The organism is Pseudoalteromonas sp. NZS11, assembly GCF_015864765.1.
GTDB classification, from domain to species: Bacteria; Pseudomonadota; Gammaproteobacteria; order Enterobacterales; family Alteromonadaceae; genus Pseudoalteromonas; species Pseudoalteromonas arctica.
Window position 1 is genome coordinate 248,967 of sequence record NZ_JADYWP010000001.1, and the last position, 26,307, is coordinate 275,273.

Here is a 26,307-nt window from a genome sequence, read left to right on the forward strand (position 1 = left end):
TGTTACCCTAACTGCTTACTTAACGTATGTAATTTAGGATTACGCTGCGAATACGCTAAGTAAGCTTGCATTAACCACGCAGGAATAGCGCACACAAGGCCCAATTGAGTTGTTAGTAATGCATCACCAATGGCGTCACTCATTAACTCGTTATGGCCCAGCGCCATTACTTTAAATGTATCAAGTAAACCAACAATGGTACCTAATAAACCAAGTAGCGGAAGAGCGGCAGTTAAAATAGAGCTTACCTCTTGCCAGTAGCCTTTGCGCTGCGCTTGGTATTGTTTAAGGTGCAGTAAGTCATGAAAAATCAGCTGGTATACAAATAAAGCGAGTAAAAGAATACACCAGCAAATAGGGTTACTAACGATTTTTTCAAACATTGGTTTCTCCTTTTTCTAGTTGACTTAGCTGTAATGCAAAGCCTTCGAGCTGGCTGTAGTACGCTTTTGCTTTACGTGATAGCAATGCATTTAATACCAATGCAGGGATGGCAACGACTAAACCCAATTCGGTTGTTATAAGTGCTTGTGCGATACCGCCCGATACAACTTCTGGGTCACCTGAGCCAAACAAGGTCATCATTTTAAATGTTTCGATCATGCCGCTAACAGTGCCTAATAACCCGAGTAATGGGGCTACTGCAGCCGTAACGGCAATAGCGCCAATAAAGTTATCGAGTTTATGCTTATCATGAATTAACTGATTAAATAATTGATCGTCTCGTACTTGGCCTTTTTCGCTTTGCAGCGTTAAGTTAAATAACTGCTGCTGCATGCCTGCAAATTCACTGCTATTTTCAGCTTTAAAAAATTGCTGTAATTGCATTTGAGAGTGCATTTTAATTTTACTTAAACGTAGTAGCTGTGCGGCTTTTAATAGCGCAATGGTAAGTGCAAAGCAGGCAAATAAAATAATAGGGATAGCCCATAAACCGCCTTTTTCTAGGTGTTCAAGCGGACTTTCTTGTTGGGCTTGGCTAGTCACTAAGTGCGTTAAACTAGGATCAAAAGTAAGTAATGTTGAGCCTACACCGTTTTGCTTTAAAGTATTATCGAGTGGGTTGTCGTCACTTGTAGATTGTACTAACGCTACTTTTAATGCATTAGATTCATCATCCAAATTTAATAAACCCATAAGTTTAGGTGTTTGCGTACTAAACCATGCAACAGGCCCGACTTGAAGGGTATTAGCTTGGCTTAATTCGCCATTACTTAGCACAACCGATTGCTTTTTAAACTGTGGATAAAGTGCCTGTTCTTGATTATTAATTTGCGATATAACGCGGTTTAATAACTCGTTTTGATTATTAGTCGACTCGTTACTGCTAGCACTATTGCTGGTATTTTGGCGCACAAAACGGCTAAGTAAGTTTAATTGATATTGCTGCTGCTGTTGCCAAGTGTCTAATCGGGTTTGTAACTGATCGAGGCTTAATGTGTTTTCGTCAGCTAGGCGGCGATTAATCGCTGCTTGCGCGCGCAATTTACTGAGCGATTGCTGTTTAGTAAATATTTGCTTTGCAAGGGTAGCTTGCTCTTTTGAAATACTATTTTGAGTTTTATTTAGAGTACGTTGCGCTGTTTTAATATCACTTAAAATACTTTGTTTAGCATCATCACTGCTAGCTGCAAAAGAAATATTTGCACTAAAAAGTAACACTGTGACGCTAAATGCTGCAATTATGCTGTTAGTAGCCATTATTTAGCCCCTTGCTGGTTTTTATTTACATAACTTAATATTGGGAGTGTTACCCAATCAGCAGCGCGCTTTTTTTGCTGTACAGCAATACCCAGTGCAACTTGTTCTGCATTAATGCTTGGGTCAAATTCCCACTGCCAACCTAAGTCACTTGGAAAACCAATACCTACGTAACTTAAATCTTCGCTTACAAACCATGCTTGTGCTGCACCTAAATAAAGCTGCTTTACCCACACTTCTTGCCCGTCAGGATGCTTAATAGCCATTTCGTGAATTGAAATACGTTGTTGAAAATCATTAAGTAGAGTCAGCATTTTTAGCGCTGTTTGTAATTTGTCAGTTGTACTGAGCTGTGAGTCGCTTAAATCACCAGTGTTTTTCCAACTACTTAAAAGTGGCGGGGGGAGTTGCACTTGTAATGAAAGTAATTGCTGAGAAATACGTGCTAGTTGATCATTTAATTGCTGTTGATCATTTTCAAGTTCTGATTGCTGAGTTACAAGTTGTTCGCGTTTTTGGGCAAGCTCACTGGTGCTTTTTTTTCTACGCTGATTAAGCTCGCTAAGTTGCTGCTGCTCAGCATTTAGAAGCGTTAAGGTTTGCTCCATACTGCTTTTTTGTTCAAGCCAATGAGTATTTAATTCTGTGTTTTGATTTTCTATTTGTAGCCATTTATTAACGAGTTGTTCTAGCTCACTAACAGTGTCGGCTTTTACTGCCATGGTGCTACAAAGCGCGATAACTACGCTAATTGGTTTAATTAAGCTTCGCATTACTTAACAACAATCCTGAAAGTTACGACAAGCAATTACAGGGACGTAATTACTGTTAATTTTTGAGTGTGTATACAATATAGGAATTCACATAACAATGCAATTGATAACAGTTATCGTTTACATTGCGTTGTTTGAGTGGTAGGATTTCGCCGAAATTAAATATGTACCTTAAATTAACAATAGTTAAGTGCTTAATAAAAACTACGGAGTAACCATGAGTAAGCCATCGAATAAAGGGAATGCCTACATAAAGCCAATTGCAGCGGTTGTTACGGCAACGCTTTCAACTTGGGCAAGTGCACAGGATGTCCAAGAACTATCGGTAACTAAAGCAGAAACTAAAACTGAGTCTAGCTATGTTGTTGAAAAATCAACGTCGCATAAATACACTCAACCGCTACTTGATACAGCTAAAACTGTAACGGTAATTAACCAAGCGGTAATGAAAGATAGAAACGTAGATAGCTTACGTGATGCTTTGCGTAATGTTTCAGGTATTTCTTTAGCAGCAGGTGAGGGTGGTTCACCTACTGGCGACAGCATGTCGATTCGTGGTTTTAGTGCTACAAATGATATTTTTGTAGATGGTATTCGTGATGTTGCAGGTTACACACGCGATATTTACAACATTGAAGCCGTTGAAGTTGCAAAAGGCCCAGGTTCAGCTGTTTCTGGTCGTGGCGCAACAGGTGGTAGTGTTAATTTAGAAAGTAAAAAGGCGAAGTTAGACAACTTTAACGACGTTTCGCTACGTTTAGGCACAGAAAGCGATTACCGTGGTCGTTTTGATACTAACATTCAAGTAAACGATACAAGCGCACTACGTATAAACCTTCTTACTGATAAAGGTGATGTTGCAGGTCGTGACCATATTGAAAACGAAACAAATGCTGTTGCGTTTGCATTTGCAACAGGGCTTGGTACAAACAGCCGTTTTGATTTAAACCTAGAGTATCAACGCCAAGATAATTTACCAGATTACGGTATTCCTTGGGTTTACAGTGATACGCCAGTAGCTGAACTTGCAGATAGTGCGCGCTCACCATCTCCTGTCGACTTTGATAACTTTTACGGTAATATTTATCGTGATTACGAAGATATTGAAGCCTACTCAACAACAGCTCGTTATGAGTATGATTTTTCTCAAAATACTACATTACGTGTGCAAGGTCGTTTAGGTAAAGTTAAGCGTGAATCAGTAACAACTGCACCGCGTTATTTCTCGGTTACAACAGATACTGACATTACCTTTGCAGATGAAAAAACACGTGATACAGAAAATTCACTTGCTGCACTTCAAGTTGATTTAATTGGTAACTATGAGTTTGCTGGCTTTACTCATGATGTTGTAGTGGGTGTTGAACTTGCAAACGAAACGTTTACACGTCACGCATTAGTCGCTACAACTCCAGACAACCTAATTGAAGATGAAATACGTAACGACTTATACAACCCTGACGCAACAATTGCATTTACGGGTGTGTACGGCCGTGACGGTACAAGCATTGAAGCTAAAGCTAAAAACCAAGCTATTTATGCATTTGATACAGTAACGCTTAACAAGCAATGGGAAGTTACGGGCGGAATTCGCTTTGATAGCTTCACTACGGATTACCATAACGATTACAATGACCCAAGCGCTTTAATTTCTACAAGTGACGATTTATTTAGCTGGAATGCAGCTGTAGTTTATAAACCTACAGAAAATGGCAGTGTATATTTAGGCGCAGGTAATTCATTTAACCCATCGGCTGAAGGGCTAACGGTATCTACGCGTTCAAATGCAGCTGATTTAGACGCAGAAGAAAGCCGCAGTTATGAATTAGGAACTAAATGGAGCCTAATGGATGGTCGCCTGCAAACTAATGCTGCACTTTTCCGTACTGAAAAAACCAATGCCCGTACTGATGACCCATTTGCAGATAGCTCAAGTGATGAAATACTCGGTGGTGAACAGCGCGTACAAGGTTTAGAGCTTTCAGCAACAGGCTTAATTACTAAAGAGTGGACTGTAATTGCTTCATACACTTACCAAGATAGCGAAGTAACTAAAGCATTAGGCGACGACGCAACTCAAATTGGTAACGAGCTTGCACGTACACCTAAAAATAGCGCAAGTGTTTGGACTACATATGATATGTCGGATAAATTATCGTTTGGTTTAGGTGCGCAATATGTAGGTGAGCGTTACAACGGGACTACGTCAACACGCTCTCGTGCGCCAGGTTATACTATTTTTGACCTGATGGTTGCGTATGACATATCAAAAGATTTGAGCCTACAGTTTAATGGTGAAAACTTAGGTGATAAAGATTACGTTGACCAGTTAGGTGGTGGACACTTTGTACCAGGTGATGGTCGTAAGTTTAGCTTAACAGCGAGCTACTCTTTCTAAGAGTAAAATAAGTACGGCATAAAAGGGCAGAGTTAACTCTGCCCTTAATTATTTGATGAAAATGTGAGAGGGCGCACATGCTAGTTAAAATTCCAGAGCTACTAACGAAAGAAGAAGTGGCTTATTGTCATGAGGTTTTGCTTAAAGCCCAGTGGGCCGATGGTAGTATTACCGCAGGGCATCAATCAACCAAAGCAAAAAATAACTTACAGCTACCTGAAAATAGCCCTGAATGCCAAGAGCTTGGCGACATTATTATGGCAGCACTTGCTCGTAGTAATTTGTTTATGTCGGCAGCGCTCCCCGCAAAAATTTTTCCTCCGCTTTTTAATTGTTATCAAGGTGGACAATCGTTTGGTGTGCATGTAGATAACGCGATTAGACAAGTTACGGGTACGCCAGTAAAAATCCGTACAGATGTATCAATGACGTTATTTATTAATGACCCCGAAGACTATGAGGGCGGTGAACTTGTTATTGAAGACACTTATGGCTCACATAGCGTAAAGCTGCCAGCAGGCAGTATGGTGTTGTACCCTTCAACGAGTTTACATCGTGTAATGCCAGTAACGAGTGGGCGCAGATTAGCCTCATTTTTTTGGCTGCAGAGCATGGTAAACAGCGACGAAAAACGTGGTTTGTTATTTGATTTAGATATGTCGATTCAAAGTTTGCGCAGCAAAGTAGAAGATAGCCCAGAGATTATTCAGTTGACGGGGGTTTATCATAACTTGCTAAGACAGTGGGCGCAGACATAACAAATATTTGTTGTTAGATATTAGATATTAGATGTTAGATATAAGTAATTAAAAGCTGCGCTTTTCGCGTGAGCAAGCTAAACGCCTACAGTCAAAATTTAACGCTGTGGTTAAATTACTTGTAGACAGCCAGCTCGCTGGCGTGACGAGCGAAGCTCGTAATTTATATGCTTTGGTCTCTTCTCATTTACTCCTCTTTTACTTCTCTTTGTGAAATAAGATTTTAAGTGATTTATTCACAAAGAGGTTAAGAGGTCGCTGCGCTTTAGAAAAGTCAAAAGTAGGTAACAATCAGTTTTAAATAATTAAAAACTGCGCTTTTCGCGTGAGCAAGCTTCACGCCTACAGCCAAAATTTAACGCTGTGGTTAAATTACTTGTAGACGCCCAGCTTGCTAGCGTGACGAGCGAAGCTCGTAATTTATATGCTTTGGTCTTTTCTCATTTACTCCTCTTTTACTTCTCTTTGTGAAATAAGATTTTAAGTGATTTATTCACAAAGAGGTTAAGAGGGCGCTGCGCTTTAGAGAGCCAAAAGTAGGTAACAATCAGTTTGAATATTAAAAGCTGCGCTTTTCGCGTGAGCAAGCTCGACTCCTACGACGCAGCCACAAATTGAATTCGGTGTTTAAGATACTCGGTATGCGCGGCTCGATACCGCGCACTTATTTTAAGGGCGAAGCTTGTTTTAATTAACCTTTATAACCATTTGGGTTATTTGACTGCCAACGCCACGTATCTTGCATCATTTCGTCTATACCGCGTACTGCTTCCCAGCCAAGTTCATTAAGTGCTTTTTCTGGTGCGGCATAACACGCTGCAATATCACCAGGGCGGCGAGGTGAAACCTGATATGGCACAGCCTGATCGCTTGCTTTGATAAATGCATTAACCATTTGTAGTACAGAATACCCGTTACCAGTACCTAGGTTATAAACTAATGCACCCGTACTGCTGGCAATTTTATCAAGGGCTTTTAAGTGACCAATAGCTAAATCTACAACGTGTATATAGTCGCGTACACCTGTGCCATCAACTGTGTCGTAGTCATCACCAAATACAGCGAGCTGCTTTAATTTACCTACCGCTACTTGTGCGATAAACGGTAAAAGGTTATTTGGAATACCATTAGGGTCTTCACCAATTAAGCCCGACTCATGTGCACCTACTGGGTTAAAGTAACGCAAAATAGCAAACGCAAAGCGCTCATCTGATTTAGCGATATCTTGTAGCATCATCTCAACCATCAGCTTAGATGTGCCGTATGGGTTAGTAGTACCGCCTACAGGGAAGTCTTCTTTAATTGGTAAGCTTGCAGGGTCGCCGTATACCGTTGCTGACGAGCTAAATACTAATTTAAATACACCTGCGTCGCGCATTGCATCAACAAGCGTAAGCGTACCTTGTACATTGTTTTGATAGTACTCAATGGGCTTTGCTACCGACTCGCCTACTGATTTTAAGCCCGCAAAATGTATAACACTATCAACCGTATGTTTTGCAAATACAGAATCTAAAAAGGGTTTATCGAGAATATCGCCTTGGTAAAAAGTGGCCTCTTTGCCTGTAATATTCTTTACGCGCGCAAGTGATTCTTGTGATGAGTTACTTAAATTATCAATAACAACAACATCGTTACCTTGCTGTAAAAGTTCTAAAACAGTGTGCGAGCCAATATAGCCAGCGCCACCGGTTACTAAAATAGTCATGAAAGCTCCGTGGGTACCTTTTATCAATTGAGTTAATTTCACCATAAATAGAGGTGATTTACATGCTTTATCTGTAATTTCTATAGTTTAAATAACATCTTTTTTTAATAACGGTAAATTAAGTACTTTTGATTACATTTTACTCAGTACAAGTAACACTTTATACGTAAGATTAAGTTATAGTTAATAAACAAGTGCTAAAATGAGCCTAGTAATAGCTAATGCTAGGTTTACTCCAATCTACACTTTTGTGATTGGTCTACCTCTTTGGAGAAAGATATGAATTTAGTTAAAAAAATAGCAACAACAATGTGTATCGCATTACCTGCGCTTGCCCATGCTGGTGAGTCTGTTGTTAAATGGCATGACTTTAATGATTATCGTGATGTGCGAGCGTCAAACCAAACAAAGAGCTCATATCACAAAAGTGTGGCAGCAAGCTTCGAAAAGCATATGGCTAAACTAGCCGAGCAATTGCCAAAAGACTATAAATTAAACGTAGAGTTTACAGATTTAGATTTAGCAGGTGATGTGCGTTATGGCGGTATGGACGAAATTCGTGTAGTAAAACCAATTTACTTTCCACGCATTAAGTTAAATTATTCGTTAACCGATAACGACGGTACAGTGCTAAGTAAAGATACTGATGTGGAGCTTAAAGATATGGGCTTTATGGATAAAATTAAAATGGGCCGCGACGAATCATTTTATTACGAAAAACGCTTATTAACAGAGTGGTTTGGTGAACAAATATTACCAAGTTTAGATTAACTGAAAATAAAAATGCCGCTAAATAGCGGCATTTTTATTTTTAAGCTTTACTTAAAAGTAGCTAACAACGTGAGTATTTGTTGTAACTTAATAACGGTTGTTTTCAGTTTTTCTTCTTCAAAACCATCGTTAGATAAGCTTTCAACATCAGCGGCTACGTCGAGTACGTAAGGCTTAAAACGTTTAGCTTCAAAGCTAAAGCCAGAATCGGCAGTAAATAAGGCTTTAAACTTACCGTGACCTTGCTGTTGAAGCTCGTCGAGTTTTTTGTCAGCATCAAGTGCCTGACGGTAAACAATTTTTAAGTTGGCATTGAGTTGTTCAATAATAGAATCCATGGTTTTCCTAAAGCTTTGCACTGCATTGCCGACATAATACTTGGATTACATTTAAAAGTCAGGTTTGTTATATGAATATATCAGGCACAAGTTTACCCGCTGTTTCTGGCTCAGGCCAAGGCAGTGAGCTTTACAGCGCTGCTTTATCTAAAAAGCAGCAATTAGCAGATGGCGCGGCGGCTCTTGCACTTATTGAAGGTGCTGCACAATCGTCAAGTGCGCAAACACCGGCTAAATCGGTAACTGCATCATTGGGTAACAACGTAAATATATACGTTTAAATTAGCTTAAGATCGATAGGTGTTTTGCTTTTTTGACCACCGATTTCTCTTACTAATTTAGGCACTAAAAATCCAGGCAGAGCTTTTAATAGCTCTGCCATTATTTCAATTGCTTGCGCTTCATTAATATCAAAGTGGCTCGCCCCTTCAACTTTATCTAGCAAATACAAATAATACGGCAATACGTCTGCGTCAAATAACGCTTCGCTTAAATTTATTTGCGCATCAACCGTATCGTTCACATCTTTTAAAATTACAGCTTGGTTTAGAAGCGTTACGTTTGCTTGTTTAAGCTTTTGCATAGCAGCTTTAAAATCAGCGTCTATTTCGTTTGCGTGGTTTATGTGATTAATAAAAATAATTTTTAATGACGATTTTGCTAATCTCTCACATAACTCATCGGTAACTCGCGCCGGTATAACTACTGGCAAGCGGCTATGAATTCGCATTCGTTTTATTTGTGGTAATTGCTCAAGCTCATCCAAAAACCAGCTTATTGCATCGTCTTTGGCCATCAGTGGATCGCCACCACTTAAAATCACTTCGTTTATATTGCTATCTGATTTTATATAGCTCAGTGTTTCTAGCAGACTTTTTTTATTGAGTTGGTTTTCTTGATACGGAAAATGCCTTCTAAAGCAGTAACGACAATTGACAGCACAGCCGGTTTTAAACATCACCAAAACACGTGATTTATACTTATGTAAAAGGCCTGGTTGGTCGTTATCTTGCTCAAGTAGGGGATCTTTATTAAAACCCGATTTAGTCAAAAATTCTTGATGGCGTGGCATAACTTGTAGCAAAAGAGGATCGTTTGGATCGCCTTTGCGTATTTTTTTTATAAAAGGGATAGGCACGCGTACCGGAAATAAACTACGGGCTTTTAGGTCGTTTTCATGGACTTGGCTCGATAAACCGACCATTTCAAGCAAGGTTTTTGGGCAGGTAACTACATTTGCTAATTCTTTTTGCCAGTTTTTATGCAAATTTGCTTCATTTCTTTGTATCATTGGCATGTAGATTACTCGAAAAAATATAAATAGAGGAAACGATGGCGAATTATAGCACCAACGAGTTCAAGGGCGGCCTAAAAATTATGATGGACGGCGAGCCTTGCAGTATCTTAGAAAATGAAATGGTAAAACCTGGTAAAGGTCAGGCGTTTAACCGTGTTCGTATCCGTAAACTTATCTCTGGTAAGGTGCTTGAAAAAACCTTTAAATCGGGTGAATCAGTTGAAGGTGCTGATGTAATGGATACTGATTTAGCGTATCTATACACAGACGGCGAATTTTGGCATTTCATGAACAACGAAACATTTGAGCAAATTGCTGCTGACGAAAAAGCACTAGGCGATTCAGTAAAATGGTTAGTTGAAAATGATTTATGCACAATTACATTATGGAACGGCAGCCCTATTGCTGTTACACCACCTAACTTTGTTGAGCTTGAGATCACTGAAACAGATCCAGGCCTTAAAGGCGATACAGCGGGTACTGGTGGTAAACCAGCAACGCTTAGCACAGGCGCTGTGGTACGAGTTCCATTATTCGTACAAATTGGCGAAGTAATTAAAGTAGACACTCGTAACGGTGAATACGTAAGCCGTGTTAAGTAAGCTTTAACATTGTTTATAAAATCCCAGCTTACGCTGGGATTTTTTTTGGAGAAAATATGTCAGCAGATCTTTGGGCCCCAAGCGCAAGCATTGAAACACTAAAACAACGCGCATCGATATTACGTAGCATCCGTGAATTTTTTTATGTACGTGATGTTTTAGAAGTAGAAACGCCAAGCTTAAGTGCTGCTAGTGTAACCGATGTGCACTTAGCTAGTTTTAATACCAAATTTGTAGGTCCAGGGCATGCTGGTGGGCTTCCTCTATTTTTACAAACATCTCCAGAGTTTGCTATGAAACGCTTGTTAGCAGCAGGCTCAGGCGCTATTTTTCAGCTTTGTAAGGCATTTAGAAATGAAGAAGCGGGTAGCCATCATAATCCTGAATTTACTATGCTGGAATGGTATCGCCCAGGCTTTGATGAATTTGCACTTATGGATGAAATGGATGAGCTAATGCAACTTGTTTTAGGTGTCGAGCCTGCAACTAGACTTACCTATCAGCAAGCGTTTGAACAAGCACTCGGCCTTGATCCGTTAACAGCAAGCATAGAGCAATTAAAGCAACTAGCGTGTAAGCAGGGGTTTGCTGATATAGCCCAAAATGAAACGCATAAAGATACCTTACTGCAATTATTATTTTGTATGAAAGTGGAGCCAACAATAGGACAAGAAAAACCGTGTTTTGTTTATCATTTTCCAGCTTCTCAAGCGGCACTTGCACAAATTTGTGAACATGATGCACGCGTAGCAGGGCGCTTTGAGCTTTATTACAAAAATATGGAATTGGCTAACGGCTTTAACGAACTCACAAATGCCAGCGAGCAAGCTAAACGTTTTAATGAAGATAACGCATATCGCGCTGAAAACGGTTTAAACCAAGTGCCAATGGATACGCGTTTAATTAAAGCGCTGGAGCATGGATTACCACAGTGCGCAGGGGTGGCTTTGGGGATTGATAGGCTTGTAATGCTCGCAACAAATAAAGAAAAAATTAAAGACGTAATAGCGTTTGATGTGCAAAGAGCGTAATGCTTAGCCTGTAGGTGCGAATTTATTTCGCGCTCATGTAATTTAACTTTATAAAAAGCGAGGTATAAAACCTCACCTACAAATAAAAACACCGCGTTTAAATTAAACGCGGTGTTTTTATTTGCTTGCTGTAGCTTTCATTTGAAAGCCAACGGCTGTGCTTTACAGATTAAGCGTAAACGTAACACCTGCTACGCGAGGCTCACCTAATTGTGTGTAGGTATGCGTTGCGTAACCATCTTGTGGATCGTTACCAAACTCAAAGCCACGTGTAGGGACTGTTTCGTCAAACACGTTACGAGCCCATGCGCGAACTGCCCACATGTCAGCTTCGTAGCCAAAGCTTAAGTTAACTAAGTTGCTGCTTGGTGCCTGTGAGTTATGACTATCTGAGAAGTAGTAGTCGTCCTTACCTTCAACACCAATCATACCGTAAAGCTCACTTGTAAAGTTATAGCGAGCAGTAAACGCATACTGGTATTTAGGTGACTGAGCTTGCTCACGACCGTCTTGGTTTAAGCCAGACTGCGTTACAAAGTCATCTATTTCAGTGTTTAAGTAACCAGCACTACCCGTTAAAAATAGATTATCAGTTAGTTGGTAACTACCTTCAACTTCTAATCCGTAGTTGCTACCAGAACTTGCGTTATCAACATAACCGGTAAATTGCTGACCTTCTACTTGCCATGCTTTTAACTGAATATCGTCGCGGTGCATGTAAAATGCAGCTAAGCGAAGCGTAAATTTGTCATCAAGCGATGAGCCTTTAACACCAAATTCGCCACTCCATAAATATTCAGGGTCGAAACTGGTGTGTTGCTGGAAAAAATCAGCGCTTAGGTTTAAGCCTTCATCTTTGGCTTTAGCAAGCGCTTCTGAGTTAATACCGCCAGCTTTGTAGCCACGCGTAATGCTGGTGTAGATCATAGTGCGATCAATCACTTGATATTCAAGTGCTATTTTACCGCCAACCATTACGTCGTCGGTGTCTTGTATAAAGCCATTGCTATCGGTGTAGTCGCCTTGGTATTGCTCTACACGTAAACCTGTAATTAATGTTGTTTTAGGGCCAATTGGAGTCGCTACTTGACCATATACTGCAACGTTACTCGTTTCGTAAGTTGAAGAAAACGGGCTTGCTAACCATGTGTATTGGCGCTCTAAATCAACGTCACGGTTTTGGTAATAAATACCCGCAACCCAGTTACCCGTTTTAGAATTAAACTGTAAATCTACAGACTGATCGTCGCGATCGCGGCTGTATAAATCAGTTGAGCTGTATCCATCTGGATGTAAGCCAGCAGCACATAACTTTGGCTCACTTGTATCGTTACATACCCAGTCTTCGTCAAAGCTGTAAAGTAATTCGGTATCAATAGCCGACAGGTTTAGATTTACATCAAAAGCGTCAAAACCCGTGTAAGTATTCTTGACACCTATAGCGTAGCTTTCTTGATTATCTTGGCCTGGTTCATCGGCAACACTATTGCGGCTGTTATCAAGCGTAAACGCATCGTAACCATTGTTTATGTCAATATAGTGAAGGTTTAATTCAGTATTTAAATGCTTTGTAAGCTGACTGTTTATTTTAAAGCGGGCTACTTGTTCGTCTTGATTTTGTGTTTCGTCATTTAAGTACAAGTTATCTACGTAACCGTCTGACTTTCTGCGAAAGTAGCTAACGCGTGCGCTAGTGTCATCTGTTAAGCCTGTGCTTGCTGCAATGCCTGCTTCGCGGGTGTTGTATGTGCCAGCACCTACTTGTAATTTTAAACTTGGATCGCTCGTGGCTTTAGCTGAACCCATTTGGATCATACCGGCCATACCGTCTGCGCCAAAGCGTGTACCTTGTGGACCACGGTAAATTTCTACTTGGTCTATATCAAATAATAATGAGCTGCCACCAAGGCCAGAATAGTTAATACCATCAATTACTAAGCCTACAGATGGATTAATAGGATCTACAAATTGTGAACGAAGTCCCACGCCACGAATTTGAATATAACGACCGCGCGACGCACCAGATGCAAAATTTACATTGGCGGTACTGCCTAACATTTCGTCTAAGTAACTTGCACCACGTTGATTAATTTCATCTTCGCTGAATAAGCTCGCACTCGCGCTTAAAGTTTGAATGCTTTCGCGCTGAAAATCGCCGGTTACAACAATTCTTTCTAGGTCGCTATCATCAGCGTTAGCTGCAATTGGTGCACCAAGCAGCGGTAAAAGTGCGGCAGTAATTAAAGACAAACGTAAGTTCATTGGGTTACTTAACTCCATTTTAGGGACTCGTATGGTAGCAATTATTTAAACACATGTGCTATAAACGCGGCAATTATACGTTAAATAATCAGGATTACTAATATGACCTTTAAAGTTGACTTCAAAGTACGTGATTACGAATGTGACTTACAAGGTATCGTAAATAACAGTGTTTATTTTAATTATTTAGAGCATGCTCGCCATGAATTTTTGTACGCACACGGTATTGATTTTGCTCAATTAGCGAAAGATAAAATTAACCTAGTCGTGATGCGCAGCGAAATGGACTATAAACATTCACTATTACCAGGTGATGAATTTTATGTGGCTGTGGAGCCGCAGCGTATTAGTCGTTTAAAATTTGCGTTTAAGCAAACGGTTATACGTAAAAGCGATGAAAAAGTAATGCTCAATGCACTGGTTATAGGAACGTCTGTTAATGAAAAAGGTAGACCGTTTTTACCTGAGCAAATAGATAACGCATTTAAAACTACAACTTAGTACTTAATCGCATAAATTTTGAACTATCATAGAACAAAAATTTACATTTAAAACATGCATTTTTAACGGATAAAGGGCATAAATATTGTTACAATTACATTAATTAGACAATTAGTTAGTAGTAGCATGAAATTAGCAGCAATACCGATGCTTATAGTCGGTTTATGTGTTGGTTGCGCATCAACAGGGACGGTTACCAGTGAGCAGCTTAAATACACCCAATGGCAATTATCACGTGTTGATGGTTTAGCAATTCCACCTTCGTTTAATGCATCAATGAGCTTTATTGAAGCACTGCAAGTAAACGGTTTTGCTGGCTGTAACAAATTTTTTGGTGAAGGCTCGCTTGAAGAAAGTAACCTTACCGTAAGTAAATTAGGAATGACGCGCAAGTCGTGCGGCGAAGACCTTGATGAGTTTGAGCAGCAGTTATTACAAGCCTTAAAGCAAGGTGCCGAGCTTAAAATGCAAGGCCAGCAATTAGTCATGCAAGGCGAGCAAACATTTGTGTTTATCCCTAAATAATTTTAAGTTTTTGAAAAACAGCCCCTTGCGGGCAGTTTTTAACTGACGTACACTCAGCGCAGATTTGATGGATAACACCTTCAAATTAACGAACAGAATTTATATATCAATACTTGTCGGAGTGCCAAAGCTAAGTAATTAGTTTTTGGCTGAGATCGCGAAAGCGGGATCCGTGAACCTGATCAGGTTAATACCTGCGTAGGGAACAAGCTGCCTAAAATGGGACGCTTGTGCGTCTTTTTTTATGCGCACAATAAAGTGATTTTGTTTATTTTAGGCTGCAAAGTAGCATGTACGCTACTTTACGATCTTTCTCTATTCCTCGGAATATCTGACAAGACAACCCTTAAGCAATGAGGCAAGTCATGTCAAATACTACAAATAAAGCGTCACGCCGAGAAACTCGTGCTGCCGCGTCTGAATATATTTATAACTTAACGGGTCAACCGTTTCCAAATTCTCATAAAGTATACGTTGAAGGTACTCAACCTGGTGTGCGTGTTGGTATGCGTGAAATTACGTTAAGTGATACGTTTATTGGTGGCACAGATGAAAACCCTGTTTATGAGTCAAACGATCCGCTACGTGTTTACGATACGTCGGGCCCGTATACCGATCCTAATTTTGAACTAGACGTGCGCAAAGGCTTACCAAAATTTCGTGAACAATGGATTGAAAGCCGTGGCGACACCGAAGTTTTAGAATCAGTAACGTCGCAATTTTCGCAGCAACGTATGGCGGATGAAGGGCTGGATCATATTCGCTTTGATCACCTTCCAAAAATTCGCCGTGGTATCGCGGGCAAAAACGTAACGCAAATGCACTACGCACGCCAAGGGATTATTACTCCTGAAATGGAATACGTAGCCGTTCGCGAAAATATGGGACGTGCAGAAATTCGTAAAGAATTACTTGCCGCGCAGCATAAAGGCGAGTCGTTTGGCGCGAGTATTCCTGAATTTATTACCCCAGAATTTGTACGCGATGAAATAGCCCGTGGTCGCGCTATTTTACCAAATAATATAAACCATCCAGAAACAGAACCTATGATTGTAGGCCGTAACTTTTTAGTAAAAGTTAACGCCAACATTGGTAACTCATCAGTAAGCTCATCTATTGAAGAAGAAGTAGAAAAAATGGTGTGGTCTACCCGCTGGGGCGCAGACACCGTGATGGACTTATCAACGGGACGTTACATTCACGAAACGCGTGAATGGGTTGTACGTAACTCGCCTGTACCTATTGGCACAGTACCGATTTATCAAGCGCTTGAAAAAGTAAATGGTGTGGCTGAGGATTTAACGTGGGAGATTTTCCGCGATACGCTTATTGAACAAGCCGAGCAGGGTGTTGATTACTTTACTATTCATGCCGGTGTATTACTTCGCTATGTACCAATGACGGCTAAACGTGTAACCGGTATTGTGTCGCGTGGTGGCTCAATTATGGCTAAGTGGTGTTTAGCGCATCATAAAGAAAACTTTTTATACACGCACTTTGAAGATATTTGCGAAATTTTAAAACAATACGATGTGTGTTTTTCACTCGGTGATGGACTTCGACCTGGTTCGATTGCTGATGCCAACGATGAAGCACAGTTTAGTGAGCTGCGCACATTAGGTGAACTGACTAAAATTGCGTGGAAGCACGACGTGCAGGTATTTATTGAAGGTCCAGGACATGTGCCAATGCACATGATTAAAGCCAATATGGATGAGCAATTAAAGCACTGCGACGAAGCGCCATTTTATACTTTAGGCCCGTTAACGACCGATATTGCACCAGGGTACGACCATATTACCTCGGGTATTGGGGCGGCTCAAATAGCATGGTACGGCTGTGCAATGCTTTGCTATGTAACACCTAAAGAGCATTTAGGTCTGCCAAATAAAGAAGATGTTAAAGAAGGCTTAATTACCTACAAAATTGCAGCGCATGCCGCTGATTTAGCAAAAGGGCACCCAGGCGCGCAAGAGCGCGATAACGCCTTATCAAAAGCACGTTTTGAGTTTAGATGGCATGACCAATTTAATATTGGTTTAGATCCAGACCGAGCTCGCGAGTATCACGACGAAACCCTGCCGCAAGAATCAGGCAAAGTGGCTCACTTTTGCTCTATGTGTGGTCCTAAATTTTGCTCTATGAAAATTAGCCAAGAAGTACGCGATTACGCTAAAGATTTAGAAACACGCGGTATTGATCCTAATAACGCAGGCGACGCTATTGAAATAAAAATGGTTGATGTAGAAGCCGAAATGAAAGCTAAATCTGACCAGTTTAAGCAAACAGGCTCAGAGATTTACCATAAAGCGGTATAAAGTAATTATCGCTAAAAGTTAGATGCAGACGTAGGTGAGGTCTTATACCTCGCTTCTTTAAAAGTTGAAGAAGTGCGAGTGAATTCGCACCTACTAATAACTGCTTTGGAGGTTTTCATGTCTTATAACATTGCGGTGGTTGGGTTTGGTTTAGCGGGCAGGTTAGCTGCGCTTACGCTAAGTAAGTTGCATCATGTAACTGTGTTTGAAGCAGACGATGAGCAAACCCCAAATAGCGCAGGTAAAGTGGCAGCAGCAATGCTTGCCCCGCTTGCAGAGTCGGTATTGTGCGAGGCTGATTTAGCTTTAATGGGTCTTGATTCAATGAAGCGCTGGCCCAGCATTATTGCAGAACTTGAAAGTGAGGTTTTTTTTCAGCAGCAAGGCACTTTGGTCATTGCGCATCAGCAGGACAAAGGCGATTTACAAAGCTTTGCACAGCGTATAAAACCGCTAGCTGATCACACTGCCGAGCATATAAATGCTCAACAAATTACAATGCTTGAACCTGAACTTGCAGGGCGCTTTAATCAAGGCTTATTTTTACCCTGCGAGGGGCAAATTGATAACCAAGCATTTTATAAAGCCAGCTTTGCACAGCTCAACAAACGCAAAGTAAAATTTGTATTTAATCAGCGCGTAACCATTAGCGACAATAAAATAAATAATCGACCATTCGATTATATTATTGATTGCCGTGGGCTTGGCGCTAAAAATACCCAAGATGATAAACCGCTCAGGGGTGTGCGCGGCGAAGTAGCAAGGTTATACGCACCAGAGGTAAGTTTAATCAGGCCAGTGCGTTTAATGCACCCGCGTTATCCAATTTATATAGCGCCTAAACCTAACAGTGAATATGTAATTGGTGCGACTGAAATTGAGTCACAAGACAATGGCGCCGCAACAGTGCGCTCAACTCTTGAGTTACTTTCAGCGGCTTATACCGTACACAGCGGGTTTGCCGAAGCACGACTACTTAATATTCAAACCGGATTACGTCCTGCATTTAGCGATAACCGCCCAGAAGTATCACAAGTTGGTAATGTAATTAGTATTAACGGCTTGTATCGACATGGTTATATGTTGGCGCCGGCATTAGTGGCGCAAGCAGTTTCACGAATAGAGTGAGAAAAAATGAACATTACAATTAATGGTGAGCCACTTAATGTTAATAGCAAAGCACTCGTTGAGGTACTTCAAAGTTTTGGTGCAGTCGCGCCTTTTGCTGTGGCTGTTAATGGCGAATTTATTCCACAAAGTCGGCACAGTAACTATGTACTTAATGAAGGCGACAGTGTTGAGTTGCTGTCACCCATTCAAGGCGGATAAAGCTCATGCAAACTAAAGACTGTTTAACTATTTATGGAGAGCAAATAAAGAGTCGTTTATTAATAGGCTCTGCACTTTATCCGTCGCCCGATATTATGACCCAATCAATAGTCGCCTCTGGGGCTGAAATTGTAACCGTATCGCTTAGGCGCCAACAAAGTGCAGCAGCGGGTGATGATTTTTGGCAGTTAATAAAAAATACCGGTTTGAAAATACTCCCTAATACCGCAGGGTGCCACAGTGTTAAAGAAGCGATAACGCTTGCAAAAATGTGCCGAGAGGTATTTTCTACCGATTGGATAAAGTTAGAACTGATTGGCGATGATTACAATTTACAACCAGACCCTTTTGCGTTACTTGAAGCCACAAAAATATTGATTGATGATGGCTTTAAAGTATTGCCTTATTGCACCGATGACTTAGTACTTTGCCAGCGTTTAAATGAGCTAGGGTGTGAGGTGCTTATGCCATGGGGGGCACCAATAGGCACCGGTAAGGGATTGTTAAATAGCTATAATTTAAAAACTATTCGAGAGCGCTTACCCGATACCACATTAATAGTAGATGCCGGTTTAGGTTTGCCATCGCATGCCTGCCAAGCACTCGAAATGGGGTATGATGCGGTATTATTAAATTCAGCCATTGCAGGGGCGGGTTGCCCAATTACTATGAGCCGCGCATTTAAAGCCGCAGTAGAAGCGGGGCGCTTTGCATACAAAGCAAAAGCGATGCCGGAAAAAGACGTTGCATCCCCATCAACCCCAACAATGGGTATGCCATTTTGGCATCAGCAGTGAAGGAAAGAATATGAATAACGTAGTATGGACAATTGCCGGTTCTGATTCTGGCGGCGGTGCCGGTATTCAAGCTGATATAAAAGCAATGCAAAGTTTTGGTGTACATGGCTGCACGGCAATTACGGCGCTTACTGCACAAAATAGTTTAGGCGTAGAGGCTATTAATGCAGTGTCTACCGATATTATTGAATCGCAGTTACTAGCGCTTGAAAAAGACATGAAAGCCAAAGTGATAAAAATTGGCATGTTAGCCAATGTGCAGCAAATTCAGTTGATCAGCGAACATATAAGTCATTATAAAGCTAAATGGCCTGTGCCTCCCGTTATTGTATATGACCCTGTCGCTATTGCCTCAAGCGGTGACTTACTAACAGAAGAAGACACGGTAAGCGCAATAAAAGAATGTTTACTGCCGCTGGTGGATGTAATAACTCCAAATACACACGAAACACAGTTATTAACCGGTGTGTATTTAATTGGCCCGGCTGCAATAAAAGAAGCGGCTAATAAGCTGTTAAGCTGGGGCGCAAAAGCCGTTGTTATTAAAGGCGGACATTGGGATTACCCAAGTGGCTACTGCATTGATTATTGTATTGATAGTAATACGCAAAATGGTGAAGAATACTGGTTAGGCAATCAAAAAATACAAACACCGCATAACCACGGCACCGGGTGTAGCATGGCTTCGGTAATTGCTGCATGTTTAGCTAAAGACTACCCATTAAAAGATGCCTTTATTTTAGCTAAGGCATATATAAACCAAGGGCTAAAACAGTCTGTTCGATACGGCGAGGGGATTGGACCGGTTGCTCAGACCTCGTTTCCCACTAATTTAGCTGACTACCCACAAGTAATTGAGCCAGGTAGCTGGCTGGGCGATGAACTAGATTTTGATGTGCCGCTTGATTTTAATATGGCTGCTGATTTTGCACCTTGTGAAAGTAAATCGCTGGGCTTATATGCGGTTGTTGATAGCACCGATTGGTTAGAAAAGTGTCTACAACAAGGCATTAAAACAGCGCAGTTACGCGTTAAAAATAAAACGCAAGACGAGCTTGGTGAGCTCATTAAGCAAGCTGTTGAGCTGGGCAAGCAATACAACGCACAGGTATTTATAAACGATTACTGGCAGCTAGCTATTAAACATGGTGCGTATGGTGTGCATTTAGGGCAAGAGGATTTAGACATTGCTAATTTAGCCGCTATTAAAGACGCTGGGCTAAGGCTTGGGCTTTCTACTCATGGCTTTTATGAAATGCTGCGTGCGCATAATTATCGCCCTAGTTACATGGCATTTGGTGCTATTTACCCAACCACAACAAAAGATATGACAGGGCAGATACAAGGTCTTGAAAAGCTGATCAAATTTGTACCGCTTATGCAAAGCTATCCAACAGTGGCAATAGGCGGTATTGATTTAAGCCGTGCAAAGCAGGTAGCGGAAACCGGCGTAGGCAGTGTTGCCGTAGTGCGTGCGATTACCGAGGCTGATAATTACGTAGAGGCTATAAGTGCTCTGCAAGTAGCCATAAGCAGTGCAAATTAATATTAACAAGGGCAATACTAACAAGGCTGGTAAACGTGAATGAGCTAAGCGAAAAAGAAACCCTTCGTTATAGCCGCCATTTGTTGCTTGAAGAAGTTGGGCTTGAAGGGCAGTTAGCACTTAAATCCTCAACGGTTGCAGTAGTGGGGGCTGGTGGTTTAGGTAGCCCAGCACTTTTGTATTTAGCTGCGGCGGGCATTGGAACGCTTATTTTAATTGACGATGACGAAGTTGAGCTTTCAAACTTACAGCGCCAAGTGCTTTATAAAATAAACCACTTAGGGCAAAACAAGGTCGCTGCAGCGGGTAAAGTATTAGCGAGTCTGAATAATCAAATAGACATAGTAACGCATTGCCAAAAGTTAGATGAGAATAATGCAGTTAACATGCTAAAAGGTGCTGACATCGTACTTGATTGCTCTGATAACTTTAGCACTCGCTATTGCGTTAATCGTTATTGTATTGCTAATAAAACACCGTTAATTTCTGGTGCTGCATTGGCAACCAAAGGGCAGTTAATGGGCTTTGATTTTAGGCAAAGTGATAGCCCATGTTATGGCTGTGTTTTTCCACAAAGCGAAGCTACACCAGTTATCAATTGCAGTAACGCAGGAGTGATTAGCCCGCTACTTGGTGTAATAGGCTCTATGCAGGCGCAACTTACGCTCAACTTATTAATGGGGCATGCAGAGGGATGTGTATTTATAACGTTTGATGCGCTTACTTTAAAGCAGCAGCACTTTAAAGTGATTAAAGATTCAGAGTGTAAAGAGTGTGGTAAATAGGTTTTTGAGGGGCTTGTGCCTGTTATTACATGTGGCGTTAAAGAATTAAAAGCTGCGCTTTTCGCGTGAGCAAGCTTCACGCCTACAGTACATCAAAATTCTTACACCAAACTTGTAGATGCACAGCTTGCTGGCGTGACGAGCAAAGCTCGTAATTTCTATGCCAGATGTCTTCTCATTTACATCTCTTTTGCTTCTCTTAGTGCAATAAGATTTTAAGTGATTTATTCACAAAGAGGTTTAGAGGGCGCTGCGCTTTAGAGAAGCCAATAAGTAAGTAAAGTATCAGTTATAAATATTAAAAGCGGCGCTTTACGCGTAAGCAGGCTTTACGCCTACAAAAATAAAAAAACCGCGTTTAAATAAACGCGGTTTTTTTATTTCTAATTAACGATTTATTTTAATCGTTAATTTTTGCAAACGCAGTACCTAAGCGAGTAACCACTTCTGGTAGTTGGTCATCCAGTATTTCAGCTTTATCAGCTCCCCATGCTAGTACCACAGTAGAGCCTAATTTAAAGCGACCCATCTCTTCACCCTTTTTAAGCGTGATAGCGTTATCGCCAGTGGTTGGGTATTTCCAACTAAATACATCGCTACCTGCTGGTGGCGTGACAGTACCTGCCCAAATAGTTTCTATACTGGCTACAATTGTTGCACCAACAAGTACCATAGCAAGCGGACCAATCTCAGTTTCAAAAATTGCTACTACACGTTCGTTACGTGCAAACAAGTTAGGCACGTTTTGAGCTGTAAGTGGGTTTACTGAAAATAAATCACCTGGCACGTAAATCATTTTGCTTAGTGTGCCATCAACTGGCATATGAATACGGTGGTAATCTTTAGGCGCTAAATAAATAGTGGCAAACTTACCGCCTAAAAATGGTGTTGTGTCATCTTGTGAGCCGCCTAGTAGCGCTTGTAAGCTGTAATCGTGACCTTTAGCTTGTATTAGCTGTCCGTCAACAATATCGCCTAGCTGGCTGATTGCGCCATCCACTGGATGAATGATGATATTGCTATCTTCTACCATTGGGCGCATGCCGTCTTTTAAAGGGCGAGTAAAAAATTCATTAAAGCTTTTATAATGAGCCGGATCTGGGTATTGGGCTTCGCTCATATCTACTTTATATTGCTTAATAAATAGTTTAATTAAAGTCGTTGTTAAAGCACCCGCTTTTGCAGCAGCTAATTTGCCGACTACGCGTGAAATAAAATGTTTTGGCATTGCGTACTGCATTGCGATTTTAAATTTGTCTAAACTCACAGTATTTTTCCTAAATTATACGCGAGGCGCACGGGCGCCTGCACGGCCATCGGCCATTGTTTCTAAAATTCGGTGGTAGCTGTCAAAGCGCAATTGAGAAATTCTTCCATCGGCTACTGCTTCTTTAACGATGCAACCCGGGTCGTTTAAATGTTTACAGTCTCTAAAGCGGCATCCGCCTATAAATTCTCTAAATTCTTTAAAACACCACGTTACACGCTCAACATCTAAATGCCACAAACCAAACTCACGAATACCTGGCGAGTCGATTAGGTTACCGCCACTTGGTAAATGGTGAAGGCGTGAAACAGTTGTTGTGTGCTGGCCTAAGCCGCTGTTTTCAGATACTTCTTTAGTTAATATTTCAGCGTTAGGCAATACAGTATTAACGAGGGTTGATTTACCCACACCACTTTGGCCAACAAAAATATTATTTTTATCAACAAGTACTTCTTTTAATTTATCGATACCATCGCCTGATATATTACTAACAAGGAGTACTTGGTAATCAAGTTTACGATAGATATCGAGAACTTTTTGTATTTCGTTAAGGCCTGCTTCGTCAATTAAATCGGTTTTATTGAGCACTAAAATTGGCTCAATGCCCATATCTTCACAGGCTATTAAATAACGGTCGATAATACTGGGTGTAAATTCGGGTAATACCGCCGATACCATGAGTATTTGGTCAATGTTGGCTGCAATAACTTTAACACCGTCGTAAAAATCAGGGCGGGTAAGTTGCGAGCGACGCTCTTGCGTGGCTTCAATTACACCGGCTAAATCACCTTCACTTACTTTGGCACGGCGAAATAATACTTCATCACCACATACTAAATTAGACACAGTACGGCGTATATTACAGCGAAGTACATCGCCATTTTCAGTTTCGACATCGGCGTGTTGGCCAAAACGACTGATCACAATTGCGCTCTCGACCTGACCTAAGTTATCGGTTTGCCATTCTTGCGCCCCTTTTTTAGCCGGTCTTGAGTCTGCGCTATTAATGCGCTTTTGGTGATTGGCCTTGATCTGACGCGATTGGCCTTTACTTAATTTTTTTTGTTTTGCCACTGGAGGCCTATAACCTTAGTTAAATGTCGCTTTTCCTAAAAAAAGCTTTAGCTCGACGGTTGATGCTAATATGATATATCGAAATGCGTTGGATCTAAAGGAAAGCACCGCTTAGGTAATTATGACTATTAATAAATCAAATTTAATTTGGCTCGATCTTGAAATGACAGGGCTCGAACCAGAGACCGATAAAATACTCGAAATTGCGACGGTTGTCACTGACGCAGACTTGAATATATTAGCCGAAGGGCCAACTATCGCTATTCATCAAAGTGATGAATTACTAAATGTTATGGACGAGTGGTGTACTACTCAGCATGGAAAGTCAGGTTTAACAGCGCGCTGTAAAGCAAGTACTTTCGATGAAGAGTATGCCGTTGCACAAACTTTAGATTTTTTAAAACAGTGGGTGCCTGCGGGTGTATCACCAATGTGTGGTAATTCAATTGGGCAAGATCGCCGCTTTATGAATAAATATATGCGCGAGCTTGAAGATTTTTTCCATTACCGAAATCTTGACGTAAGTACTATTAAAGAATTAGCACGTCGCTGGAAACCAGAAGTTCTTGCAAAAGTGAACAAAAAAGGCTCACACCTTGCTCTGGATGATATTAAAGATTCGATTATGGAATTAAAAGTCTATAGAGAAAATTTCTTTAATTTGTAAAAAACACTTGCAAACACATCGGATTATTGTAGAATCCTGCCCCGCTCAAGACGATAACCCACGCGGGGTTAGTGTGTTTGAGTTGTTTTTATTGTGGTCGTTTTATATCCATAATTAAAATGCGGTACTAGCTCAGTTGGTAGAGCGCGACCTTGCCAAGGTCGAGGTCACGAGTTCGAGCCTCGTGTACCGCTCCAATCATTTTATATCCTTTCAAAATTTTCTGTATTAAAAATCATAATTTAAAATATCTCTCATCTACTTTATTCTATGTGTAATATTCTGCATTGAAGTTTTGGTTGTTAGAAGCTATCGCTTCGTGCCTACAAGAAAGGTGTCGTACTTTGAAGTTATGAGGTATGAGTGAGGTACAGAAGAGCTAATACTTTGAAACCTGAAGCTTGTGTTAAAACAGCTCCCCTTGAATAGTCGTTATAATTCGCCTTGAGCCACCAGAGTCACGATGCTCCCCCAAGTAAACACCTTGCCATGTACCTAACGCTAAATAACCATTTGAAATAGGAATACTTAACTCACAGCCTAACGTACTGGTTTTAATATGTGCGGGCATGTCGTCATCACCTTCATAATCGTGACGATAATAAGGTTGACGTTCAGGAACAAATTTATTGAAATGGCTTTCCATGTCCATACGAACAGTGGGGTCTGCATTCTCGTTTATGGTAAGACTTGCTGAGGTATGCTGAATAAATAAATGTAACAAGCCTATTTTGTAATTTGCCAGTTCAGGAAGTTGAGACAATATTTCGTCATCAATTATATGAAAACCTCGCGGGCGAGGTTTTAATGTAATTTGCTTTTGCTGCCAACTCATAGTTTATCGAAGCTAACTTCAATGTTTGCATTACCAGCGTCACAGCTAAATGGCATGATAATCTTTTTACCTTGGCTTTTATGAGTAATTGTATGACCCTTACCCGACACCACAATAGGCGTTGCCATATCAAAGTCGAAGCCTTTTTCGCCTAGTAAGTTTTTAGCACCGCCGGTTACCATGTTGGTTATCTCGCCAACCATGTCAGTTACTTCTTCATCTATAGTATCTGGCCTTTCGCCAAGCATACGTTCCATAATGGTTAATGCTAGCCCTTCATCAAACGTAATTGAAAATGATCCTCGCGTTTGCGGGCCAACCATACCAATCAAACCTGATACATCACCACAGGCAATCTCATCAGTTTTAATGCGAGGTTTACCCGGTTTTAATTGAGTTTGAGCCATAGTGCTCAAAACATTAATTAAAGATGATAAAAACGGATTGATGAACTCTACATTCATAGTGGGTACTCTTAAATTGGGGCTAATAAATGGCTATATAGTATTAGTATAGCCACTAAGGATAATTTTGGGGGATTATGATGCTCTACAAGACTCACATTTGCCATGTGCTTCTATTGTTTGTCCAGAAACAACGAAGCCACCTTCAGCGGCTAAATTATTTAACTCATGAGAGATAACGGTTGAGTGCAACTCTTTAACAAATCCACAGGTATCGCAAATTAATAACTGTACAGGATGAATATGATCAAAATGATGGCACAGCATAAATGCATTTGTGCTTTCAATTTTATGAATAAAACCTAGTTCAGCTAAAAAGTCTAATGCACGATAAATAGTTGCAGGTTTAGCACCTGTTTCAGTTACTTTTAATTGCTCAAGCAAATCGTATGCACCAACACCACCTTGTGCACTGGCTAATAGACGAAATACTTTCTCGCGGATAGGCGTAAAACGCGCACCACGGTTGTCACAAACTTGTTTTGCTTTACTTACGAGTGATTCTATATTCATCATTACTCTTATCCTTATGCTACCGTGGTATACTAACATACTGTGTT

The 26,307-nt window shown here is 40.8% G+C and carries 27 protein-coding genes, 1 tRNA gene and 1 riboswitch; of the genes, 16 read left to right on the top strand and 12 right to left on the bottom strand.

Annotated elements, in window-relative coordinates:
- Positions 1–2 precede the first annotated feature (2 nt).
- The 3 genes from I6E82_RS01020 to I6E82_RS01030 are packed head-to-tail and all read right to left on the bottom strand — an operon-like array spanning position 3 to position 2,474.
- On the bottom strand, positions 3–383 hold the full coding sequence (locus I6E82_RS01020; RefSeq protein ID WP_002960812.1) for a MotA/TolQ/ExbB proton channel family protein: 381 nt from the start codon (positions 381–383) through the stop codon (positions 3–5).
- A complete protein-coding gene (locus tag I6E82_RS01025) occupies positions 376–1,701 on the bottom strand; it encodes a MotA/TolQ/ExbB proton channel family protein (RefSeq protein ID WP_197116454.1) in 1,326 nt (441 codons plus the stop codon). The genes I6E82_RS01020 and I6E82_RS01025 overlap by 8 nt, the downstream gene beginning before the upstream one ends.
- The gene (locus I6E82_RS01030; protein WP_197116456.1) at positions 1,701–2,474 is read right to left on the bottom strand and encodes a DUF3450 family protein; all 774 of its coding nucleotides are present in this window, start codon (positions 2,472–2,474) and stop codon (positions 1,701–1,703) included. The genes I6E82_RS01025 and I6E82_RS01030 overlap by 1 nt, the downstream gene beginning before the upstream one ends.
- 217 nt (positions 2,475–2,691) lie before the next feature.
- Here I6E82_RS01030 and I6E82_RS01035 point away from each other — a divergent pair, with 217 nt between their 5' ends.
- Together I6E82_RS01035 and I6E82_RS01040 are read left to right on the top strand one after the other, a co-directional pair.
- Positions 2,692–4,872, top strand: coding sequence for a TonB-dependent receptor (locus I6E82_RS01035; protein ID WP_197116458.1), 2,181 nt, complete (start codon positions 2,692–2,694; stop codon positions 4,870–4,872).
- 77 nt (positions 4,873–4,949) lie between these two features.
- A complete protein-coding gene (locus I6E82_RS01040; protein ID WP_197116460.1) occupies positions 4,950–5,630 on the top strand; it encodes a Fe2+-dependent dioxygenase in 681 nt (226 codons plus the stop codon).
- Between the two features lie 691 nt (positions 5,631–6,321).
- Here the strand turns inward: I6E82_RS01040 and galE are convergent.
- Positions 6,322–7,338 (bottom strand): UDP-glucose 4-epimerase GalE, encoded by a 1,017-nt coding sequence (gene galE / locus I6E82_RS01045; RefSeq protein ID WP_024589785.1) that lies wholly within the window; start codon positions 7,336–7,338, stop codon positions 6,322–6,324.
- Positions 7,339–7,617: 279 nt separating this feature from the next.
- Here galE and I6E82_RS01050 point away from each other — a divergent pair, with 279 nt between their 5' ends.
- On the top strand, positions 7,618–8,109 hold the full coding sequence (locus tag I6E82_RS01050) for a DUF3016 domain-containing protein (RefSeq protein ID WP_010555263.1): 492 nt from the start codon (positions 7,618–7,620) through the stop codon (positions 8,107–8,109).
- Positions 8,110–8,156: 47 nt separating this feature from the next.
- Here I6E82_RS01050 and I6E82_RS01055 read toward each other — a convergent pair whose 3' ends face one another.
- Positions 8,157–8,447 carry a hypothetical protein gene (locus I6E82_RS01055; RefSeq protein WP_007585044.1) on the bottom strand — a complete coding sequence of 97 codons (291 nt, stop codon included), beginning with the start codon at positions 8,445–8,447 and terminating at the stop codon, positions 8,157–8,159.
- Between the two features lie 71 nt (positions 8,448–8,518).
- Between I6E82_RS01055 and I6E82_RS01060 the strand changes: the two genes are divergently transcribed.
- Positions 8,519–8,728, top strand: coding sequence for a hypothetical protein (locus I6E82_RS01060; RefSeq protein ID WP_002960797.1), 210 nt, complete (start codon positions 8,519–8,521; stop codon positions 8,726–8,728).
- Here the strand turns inward: I6E82_RS01060 and epmB are convergent.
- Positions 8,725–9,738: an EF-P beta-lysylation protein EpmB gene (gene epmB / locus I6E82_RS01065; RefSeq protein WP_197116776.1), complete on the bottom strand. Its 1,014-nt coding sequence runs from the start codon at positions 9,736–9,738 to the stop codon at positions 8,725–8,727. The genes I6E82_RS01060 and epmB overlap by 4 nt on opposite strands.
- A gap of 41 nt (positions 9,739–9,779) precedes the next feature.
- Here epmB and efp point away from each other — a divergent pair, with 41 nt between their 5' ends.
- Both efp and epmA read left to right on the top strand, forming a co-directional pair.
- Positions 9,780–10,346 carry an elongation factor P gene (gene efp, locus I6E82_RS01070; RefSeq protein WP_010555265.1) on the top strand — a complete coding sequence of 189 codons (567 nt, stop codon included), beginning with the start codon at positions 9,780–9,782 and terminating at the stop codon, positions 10,344–10,346.
- Positions 10,347–10,402: 56 nt separating this feature from the next.
- The gene (gene epmA, locus I6E82_RS01075; protein WP_197116462.1) at positions 10,403–11,377 is read left to right on the top strand and encodes an elongation factor P--(R)-beta-lysine ligase; all 975 of its coding nucleotides are present in this window, start codon (positions 10,403–10,405) and stop codon (positions 11,375–11,377) included.
- 162 nt (positions 11,378–11,539) lie between these two features.
- Here the strand turns inward: epmA and I6E82_RS01080 are convergent, their stop codons facing one another.
- On the bottom strand, positions 11,540–13,657 hold the full coding sequence (locus I6E82_RS01080) for a TonB-dependent receptor (RefSeq protein WP_180961370.1): 2,118 nt from the start codon (positions 13,655–13,657) through the stop codon (positions 11,540–11,542).
- An 84-nt stretch (positions 13,658–13,741) separates the two neighbouring features.
- On the opposite strand from I6E82_RS01080, the gene I6E82_RS01085 reads away from it, so the two are divergent.
- From I6E82_RS01085 to I6E82_RS01120, 8 genes are all read left to right on the top strand, one after another.
- On the top strand, positions 13,742–14,140 hold the full coding sequence (locus I6E82_RS01085; protein ID WP_197116464.1) for an acyl-CoA thioesterase: 399 nt from the start codon (positions 13,742–13,744) through the stop codon (positions 14,138–14,140).
- A 126-nt stretch (positions 14,141–14,266) separates the two neighbouring features.
- Positions 14,267–14,665, top strand: a complete 399-nt coding sequence (locus I6E82_RS01090) for an META domain-containing protein (protein WP_306344991.1) — start codon at positions 14,267–14,269, stop codon at positions 14,663–14,665.
- 107 nt (positions 14,666–14,772) lie between these two features.
- Positions 14,773–14,887, top strand: a riboswitch (TPP riboswitch).
- Between the two features lie 143 nt (positions 14,888–15,030).
- On the top strand, positions 15,031–16,983 hold the full coding sequence (thiC, locus tag I6E82_RS01095) for a phosphomethylpyrimidine synthase ThiC (RefSeq protein WP_231616843.1): 1,953 nt from the start codon (positions 15,031–15,033) through the stop codon (positions 16,981–16,983).
- A gap of 117 nt (positions 16,984–17,100) precedes the next feature.
- A complete protein-coding gene (locus I6E82_RS01100; RefSeq protein WP_197116466.1) occupies positions 17,101–18,111 on the top strand; it encodes an FAD-dependent oxidoreductase in 1,011 nt (336 codons plus the stop codon).
- 6 nt (positions 18,112–18,117) lie between these two features.
- A complete protein-coding gene (gene thiS / locus I6E82_RS01105; RefSeq protein WP_165721151.1) occupies positions 18,118–18,312 on the top strand; it encodes a sulfur carrier protein ThiS in 195 nt (64 codons plus the stop codon).
- Between the two features lie 5 nt (positions 18,313–18,317).
- Positions 18,318–19,109: a thiazole synthase gene (locus tag I6E82_RS01110; RefSeq protein ID WP_197116468.1), complete on the top strand. Its 792-nt coding sequence runs from the start codon at positions 18,318–18,320 to the stop codon at positions 19,107–19,109.
- A 10-nt stretch (positions 19,110–19,119) separates the two neighbouring features.
- The gene (thiE, locus tag I6E82_RS01115; RefSeq protein WP_197116470.1) at positions 19,120–20,655 is read left to right on the top strand and encodes a thiamine phosphate synthase; all 1,536 of its coding nucleotides are present in this window, start codon (positions 19,120–19,122) and stop codon (positions 20,653–20,655) included.
- A gap of 35 nt (positions 20,656–20,690) precedes the next feature.
- The gene (locus I6E82_RS01120) at positions 20,691–21,440 is read left to right on the top strand and encodes a HesA/MoeB/ThiF family protein (RefSeq protein ID WP_197116472.1); all 750 of its coding nucleotides are present in this window, start codon (positions 20,691–20,693) and stop codon (positions 21,438–21,440) included.
- A gap of 400 nt (positions 21,441–21,840) precedes the next feature.
- Here I6E82_RS01120 and asd read toward each other — a convergent pair whose 3' ends face one another.
- Together asd and rsgA are read right to left on the bottom strand one after the other, a co-directional pair.
- Positions 21,841–22,707, bottom strand: coding sequence for an archaetidylserine decarboxylase (gene asd / locus I6E82_RS01125; protein ID WP_024608018.1), 867 nt, complete (start codon positions 22,705–22,707; stop codon positions 21,841–21,843).
- Positions 22,708–22,722: 15 nt separating this feature from the next.
- On the bottom strand, positions 22,723–23,781 hold the full coding sequence (rsgA, locus tag I6E82_RS01130; protein WP_010554253.1) for a small ribosomal subunit biogenesis GTPase RsgA: 1,059 nt from the start codon (positions 23,779–23,781) through the stop codon (positions 22,723–22,725).
- A 121-nt stretch (positions 23,782–23,902) separates the two neighbouring features.
- Here rsgA and orn point away from each other — a divergent pair, with 121 nt between their 5' ends.
- Both orn and I6E82_RS01140 read left to right on the top strand, forming a co-directional pair.
- Positions 23,903–24,448 (top strand): oligoribonuclease, encoded by a 546-nt coding sequence (gene orn / locus I6E82_RS01135; RefSeq protein ID WP_197116474.1) that lies wholly within the window; start codon positions 23,903–23,905, stop codon positions 24,446–24,448.
- 121 nt (positions 24,449–24,569) lie between these two features.
- Positions 24,570–24,645 (top strand) — tRNA-Gly (locus I6E82_RS01140).
- A 209-nt stretch (positions 24,646–24,854) separates the two neighbouring features.
- Here I6E82_RS01140 and I6E82_RS01145 read toward each other — a convergent pair.
- The 3 genes from I6E82_RS01145 to I6E82_RS01155 all read right to left on the bottom strand — a co-directional run bounded on the left by I6E82_RS01145 (position 24,855) and on the right by I6E82_RS01155 (position 26,260).
- A complete protein-coding gene (locus tag I6E82_RS01145) occupies positions 24,855–25,283 on the bottom strand; it encodes a secondary thiamine-phosphate synthase enzyme YjbQ (RefSeq protein ID WP_197116476.1) in 429 nt (142 codons plus the stop codon).
- Positions 25,280–25,747 (bottom strand): chemotaxis protein CheX, encoded by a 468-nt coding sequence (locus tag I6E82_RS01150; protein WP_007580265.1) that lies wholly within the window; start codon positions 25,745–25,747, stop codon positions 25,280–25,282. The genes I6E82_RS01145 and I6E82_RS01150 overlap by 4 nt, the downstream gene beginning before the upstream one ends.
- A gap of 75 nt (positions 25,748–25,822) precedes the next feature.
- Positions 25,823–26,260, bottom strand: a complete 438-nt coding sequence (locus tag I6E82_RS01155; RefSeq protein WP_024599240.1) for a transcriptional repressor — start codon at positions 26,258–26,260, stop codon at positions 25,823–25,825.
- Positions 26,261–26,307: the final 47 nt, after the last annotated feature.